Origin of the sequence: Nonomuraea sp. NPDC049784, assembly GCF_040659615.1 — a bacterium.
Classification (GTDB): Bacteria; Actinomycetota; Actinomycetes; order Streptosporangiales; family Streptosporangiaceae; genus Nonomuraea.
On record NZ_JBFAMX010000677.1, the window covers coordinates 1 to 5,229 of the forward strand.

Annotated in this window: 4 protein-coding genes and 2 pseudogenes; all 6 read left to right on the forward strand. The window is 70.1% G+C overall.

The annotated features are described in order from the left end of the window. Positions 1-507 (forward strand): annotated as a pseudogene (locus AB0J09_RS55515) (hypothetical protein); the annotation flags it as partial. A gap of 22 nt (positions 508-529) precedes the next feature. Next, complete coding sequence (locus tag AB0J09_RS55520) at positions 530-1,876, forward strand: ABC transporter substrate-binding protein (RefSeq protein ID WP_360710476.1); 1,347 nt, start codon at positions 530-532, stop codon at positions 1,874-1,876. Position 1,877: 1 nt separating this feature from the next. Further along, complete coding sequence (locus AB0J09_RS55525; RefSeq protein ID WP_360710477.1) at positions 1,878-2,807, forward strand: sugar ABC transporter permease; 930 nt, start codon at positions 1,878-1,880, stop codon at positions 2,805-2,807. Next, the gene (locus tag AB0J09_RS55530; RefSeq protein WP_360710479.1) at positions 2,804-3,697 is read left to right on the forward strand and encodes a carbohydrate ABC transporter permease; all 894 of its coding nucleotides are present in this window, start codon (positions 2,804-2,806) and stop codon (positions 3,695-3,697) included. Before AB0J09_RS55525 ends, AB0J09_RS55530 begins: the two co-directional genes overlap by 4 nt. Further along, positions 3,694-4,953, forward strand: coding sequence for a 6-phospho-beta-glucosidase (locus tag AB0J09_RS55535; RefSeq protein ID WP_360710480.1), 1,260 nt, complete (start codon positions 3,694-3,696; stop codon positions 4,951-4,953). The genes AB0J09_RS55530 and AB0J09_RS55535 overlap by 4 nt, the downstream gene beginning before the upstream one ends. Next, positions 4,953-5,229: pseudogene (locus AB0J09_RS55540) on the forward strand (ATPase); the annotation flags it as partial. The gene AB0J09_RS55535 and the pseudogene AB0J09_RS55540, both read left to right, overlap by 1 nt.

Sequence of the window (5,229 nt, forward strand, 5' to 3'; positions counted from 1 at the left end):
GGCGCGCCCACGGCTCGCGAGGCGGGGCGCTACGCCAACCACGGCTACCAGGCGCTCACCGGCGGCCCGGCCGTGCTGAGGCTGCTGCGCTCGTACGGCGTGCGCGGCGCCGACTTCCAGCACGCCGTCGCCAACGCCGTCAAGGCGGCCCAGGGCAAGGGGCAGAAGGCCGACGACGCCAGGGCCGGGCTACGCGACATCGCCGCCCGCCTGGCCGTGGGCCTGGCCGCCATCACCTCCGTGGTCGACCCAGGGCTGGTGATCCTGACCGGCGGCATCGTGCTGTCGGGCGGCGAGACCCTGCGCGAGCTGGTCGAGCACGAGCTGCACGCGCTCACCATCCCGCAGCCCCGGGTCCGCCTGTCGAACGTCGAAGGCAACCCGGTCCTGGCCGGCGCCCTCGATCTCGCCCTCCACACCGTCCGCGACGAGGTCTTCAGCTCAACCGTGGCCGCGTCCAGCGGCTCACCGCAGATAGCGGCTTCTACACCTACCTTCTCACCATGATCCCCGGCAGGAGGCACCCCCCGTGCGCTTCGTCCCCCTGGCGGTCGCCGCGGCTCTCGCGCTGACCGCGTGCACTCTGACCGGGTGCACAGCGAACAAGGAGGCAGGGCCGTCGCTCGGCGCCCAGCCCAGACCCGCGGGCTCCGCCTCGCAGCCCCTTCCCGCGGCCACACTGGAGCTGTGGCACGGCTTCTCCACCGACGCCGAGGTCAAGGCGTTCGAGGACGCCATCAAGGGCTTCAACCAGAAATTCCCGCAGATCACCGTCAAGGCCGTCAAGGGCGTCCAGGACGACCAGATCACCCACGCCATCCGCGGCGGGAACGCACCCGACGTGGCGGCCTCGTTCACGACCGACAGCGTCGCCCAATGGTGCAAGTCGGGATCGTTCCAGGACCTGACCCCGGTGATCAAGCAGGACGGCATCGACTTATCGGTGCTGCCGGAGGTGGCGCGGTCCTACTCGAGCTTCGAGGGCAGGCAGTGCACGCTGCCGCTGCTGGCCGACGCGTACGGCCTCTACTACAACAAGGCCCTGATGAAGGGCAACGCGCCGCCCAAGACGCTGAGCGAGCTGACGGCGCTGGCCAAGAAGCTGACCGTGCGCGACGCCGACGGCACGATCAAGGTGGCCGGCTTCATCCCGAGCGTCCAGTACTACGAGAACAGCCCCAGCCACCTCGCCCCCATGGCGGGCGCCAAGTGGTACAACGACGACGGCACCTCGGCCATCGGCTCCGACCCGGCCTGGAAGAAGCTCCTCACCTGGCAGAAGGAGCTCGTCGACTGGTACGGCTACGCCAACCTGGAGAAGTTCCGCAAGAGCCTGGGCGACGAGTGGAGCGCCAAGCACCCGTTCTACGAGGGCAAGGTCGCCATGGTGCTCGACGGCGAGTGGCGTAACGCCATGATCGCCGGCGACGCGAAGGACCTCGACTACGGCACCGCTCCCCTGCCCGTCGCCGACGACCGGCCCGACCTGTACGGCAGCGGCTTCACCGCGGGCACCGTGATCGGCGTGCCGAAGGGCGCCAAGCATCCGCAACAGGCGTGGGAGCTGGTCAAGCACCTCACCACCGACACCGCCTCGCTGGTGACGCTGTCGAACGCGCTGCGCAACGTCCCCACGACGAAGGCGGCGATGGACTCCCCCGACCTCACCAAGGACGCCAATTTCAAGACTTTTCTGGATATCTTCGCCCATCCGAAGACCTCGACCATCCCCGCCAGCGTGAACAGCGTCTTCAACCAGGAGGCCCTGTCCAGCTTCATCGAGAAGTGGGAGAAGGGCGCCGTACCCGACCTCGACGCCGGGCTGAAGAGCGTCGACAAGCAGATCAACGACAAGCTGAAGCTGTCCGGGGGCTGAGGTGACCTCGCTCGCTGACGTGTGGCGGCGCCGCGAGGGCCTGCGTGCCCTCGTGTGGCTGTCGCCGTGGCTGGCCGGACTGGCGATCTTCTTCGTCTACCCGCTGCTGTCCACGGTGTACTTCTCCTTCCACCGCTACGACATGTACACCCTCGAGTTCGCCGGCCTGGACAACTACCGCTACCTGTTCGAGGACCCGAGAGTGCTGACCTCGGCGAAGAACACGCTGTGGCTGGTGCTCATCATGGTGCCGGCGACCGTGCTGTGCTCGCTGGCGCTGGCGCAGCTCGTGGTCAGGCTCAAGGCCGGGGCCGGGCTGTTCCGCACGATCTTCTACCTGCCGTCGCTGGTGCCGCTGGCGGCCGGCACGATCACGTTCGTCTTCCTGATGAACCCGGCGACCGGGCCGTGGAACCAGTTTCTCGCCCTGTTCGGCATCCAGGGGCCCGACTGGTTCGGCGACCCGGCCTGGTCCAAGCCGAGCCTGACGCTGCTGTCGCTGTGGAGCTGCGGCCAGCTCGTCGTGATCTTCATGGCGGCGCTGCTCGACGTGCCCAGGCACCTGTACGAGGCCGCCGCCATCGACGGGGCGGGCCCGTGGCGGCAGTTCCGCAGCGTGACGCTGCCGGCGATCGCGCCGGTGCTGATGTTCTCGCTGGTCACGAACGTCATCTACGCCCTGCAGTACTTCACGCAGGCGATGATCGCCTCCCGCGTGGCCTCGGGCGCGACCGACTCCCCCGGCAGCTCGTTCTCGCCCGGCTATCCGGACGAGTCGCTGCTCACGCTGCCGCAGTGGCTGTTCCAGGTCGGCTTCCGCGACTACACCATGGGGTACGCCTGCGTGCTCGCCCTGCTCCTGTTCGCCACCTCGATGATCTTCACGTTGATCCTGCTGCGGCAGTTCCGCCGGGCCGAGGAGGCGTCATGAGCGCCACGGTGACCGCGCCGCCCCGCACGGTGGCCACGCACACGCGCCGCGACGGCGTCAGGGCCCGCAGGCGGCGGCTGCTGGTCTGGATCGCCACCCACGCCCTGGCCATCGCGCTGGCGCTGATGTTCCTGGCGCCGGTGGTGTTCATCGGGCTGACCGCGCTGATGACCGACCAGCAGGCGCTGACCAGCGACCTGTGGCCGCGCAGCTGGAACTGGGACAACTTCGCCGTGGTGTTCGAGAAGTCGATGCTGCTGCGGTGGGCGGCCAACACGCTCATGTACGCGGTGCTCGGGACGCTCTTCACCGTGGTGTCGTCCGTTCCGGTGGCGTACGCGCTGGCCCGGTTCCGCTTCCCTGGGCGGCGGCTGGCGTTCCTGCTGGTGATCACCGCGATGATGCTGCCGCCGCAGGTCATCGCGGTGCCGATCTACCTGGTGTGGGCGCGGCTGGGGCTGACCGACAGCCTGTGGCCGCTGATCCTGCCGATGTTGCTCGGGGACGCGTTCTCGATCTTCCTGCTGCGGCAGTTCCTGGTCACGATCCCGCGCGACTACACCGACGCGGCCAAGGTGGACGGCTGCTCGGACCTGACGATCCTGATCAGGGTGATCCTGCCGATGGCCCGCCCGGCCGTCGCGGCGGTCGCCCTGTTCCAGTTCTTCTACTGCTGGAACGACTACTACGGGCCGCTGCTGTACGCCGGCGTCGAGCAGGACCATCTGACGCTGTCGCTCGGCCTGGCCACGTTCAAGGCGTTCCACAGCGTGCAGTGGAACCTCACCATGGCCGCCACGCTGCTGGTGACCGCACCGGTGATCATCGTGTTCTTCTTCGCCCAGCGAGTGTTCATCGAGGGCGTGACTTTGACGGGGGTGAAGGGTTGAAACTGGCCGTGGTCGGGGGTGGCTCGACGTACACGCCTGAGCTGATCGACGGGTTCGCGCGGCTGCGCGACGAGTTGCCGGTGACGGAGATCGCCCTGATTGACCCCGACGCGACGCGCCTGGAGCTGGTCGCGGGCGTGTCGCGGCGGATCCTGGCGCATGCGGGGCACCCGGCGCGCGTGCTGGCCACCTCCTCGGTCGAGGAGGGGGTCGCGGGGGCCCGGGCGGTGCTGTTCCAGCTCAGGGTGGGCGGGCAGGCGGCCAGGGAGGTGGACGAGACGCTGCCGCTGCGCTGCGGGTGCGTGGGGCAGGAGACGACGGGCGCGGGCGGGCTGGCCAAGGCGCTGCGCACGGTGCCGGTCGTGCTGGAGATCGCCTCCGTCGTACGGTCGCTCGCGCCGGAGGCGTGGATCGTGGACTTCACCAACCCCGTCGGCATCGTCACCCGGGCCCTCCTCGACGCCGGGCACCGGGCGCTCGGGCTGTGCAACGTGGCGATCGGCTTCCAGCGCAACTTCGCCGCCGAGCTGGGGGTGGACCCCTCGCGGATCTCGCTCGGCCACGTCGGGCTCAACCACCTGACCTGGGAGCGGGCCGTCTACCTGGACGGGGAGGACATCCTGCCGTCCATCCTGCGCACCCACGGCCAGGAGATCGCCGACAGCCTCGGGCTGCGGCCGGCGCTGCTGGAGCGGCTCCGCGCGATCCCCTCGTACTATCTGCGCTACTTCTACGCGCACGACGCGGTGGTCCGCGAGCAGCGCTCGAAGCCGTCGCGGGCGGCGGAGGTGGCGGCGCTGGAGCGCCGGTTGCTGGAGCTGTACGCCGACCCCGCCGTGGTGACGAAGCCGGAGCTGCTGTCGGAGCGGGGCGGGGCGTTCTATTCGGAGGCGGCCGTGGCGCTGATCGCGTCGCTGCTCGGTGACCGGGGCGACACTCAGATTGTCAACGTGCGCAACGCCGGCACGCTGCCGTTCCTCGACGACTCGGCGGTAATCGAGGTGCCGGCGACCGTCGGGGCGGGCGGGGCGGTGCCGCTGCCGGTGCCCGCCGTCGAGCCGCTGTACGCCGGGCTGATCGCGCACGTGTCCGCGTATGAGACGCTCGCCCTGGAGGCGGCCCTGCACGGCGGGGCGGACCGAGTGCGGGACGCGCTGCTCGCCCATCCCCTGGTCGGGCAGGACGAGATCGCCGAGGAGCTGATGGGCCTGCTGCTGGAGGCCAACCGCGCGCACCTGCCCTGGACGGTGGGCTAGTGGCAAGCCCCAGGCTCGTGCTGGCCGTGGACGGCGGCAACAGCAAGACCGACGTCGCGGTGGTGTCGGAGGACGGCCAGGTGCTCGCCACAGGCCGTTCCGGCGGGTTCGCGCCGCAGCGCGACGGGGTGGAGGCGGCCGTGAGCGTCGTGGAGCAGGCGCTCTCGACGCTGCCGCCGCCCGCGGGCGGGTTCGACCACGTGTCGGCCTGCCTGGCGGGGGCGGATCTGCCCGTCGAGGAGGAGTCTCTGTCGCGGGAGCTCGCCGCCAGAGGGC

Excerpts from the sequence above, each read along its gene's own strand:
- AB0J09_RS55530 (WP_360710479.1), top strand. The coding sequence starts at position 2,804 with ATGAGCGCCACGGTGACCGCGCCGCCCCGCACGGTGGCCACGCACACG.